1 protein-coding gene is annotated in these 492 nt (G+C 65.0%); it reads left to right on the top strand.

Annotated features, from left to right (window positions below; all coding sequences use genetic code 11):
- The coding region (locus EN964_RS36920; protein ID WP_127277626.1) for a diguanylate cyclase domain-containing protein at positions 1 to 492 on the top strand (492 nt) is incomplete at both ends.

The raw sequence follows: 492 nt of genomic DNA, 5'->3' as shown, positions 1-492 counted from the left end.
GCATCCGCCAGGTGGTGTCGCCGATCATCAACGAACGGAACGAATTCTGCGGGCTGGTCATCGTCTTCCAGGACTTTACCGATGCGCGCGCGCTGCAGCGCCAGCTGGCGCATGCCGCGGCACACGATGCGCTGACCGGCCTTGCCAACCGCTCGAGCTTCATCCGCGCCATGGAAGACCTGGTCGGCCAGGCGCGCAAGGATGGCACCGCCGACACGACGAAGTCGGTCGGAGGCGCCGGACATCAGTTCATGTTCATCGATCTCGACCACTTCAAACTGGTCAACGACACCGGCGGACACGCGGCGGGAGACGCGCTGCTGAAGCGGGTTGCCGAGGCGATTCGCGGCGTGCTTGGTCCAGACGATATCGTCGCTCGCCTCGGCGGCGACGAATTCGCGGTCATTCTGAAATCGGGTTCGGCAGCCGGCGCCAAGATCGCGGCACGCTCCATCATCGATGCGATCGGCGGGCTGGACTTCACCTGGGACG

Source organism: Mesorhizobium sp. M7A.F.Ca.CA.001.10.2.1, assembly GCF_003998575.1.
Classification (GTDB): domain Bacteria; phylum Pseudomonadota; class Alphaproteobacteria; order Rhizobiales; family Rhizobiaceae; genus Mesorhizobium.
This window is presented reverse-complemented; position numbering and strand designations above follow the sequence as displayed.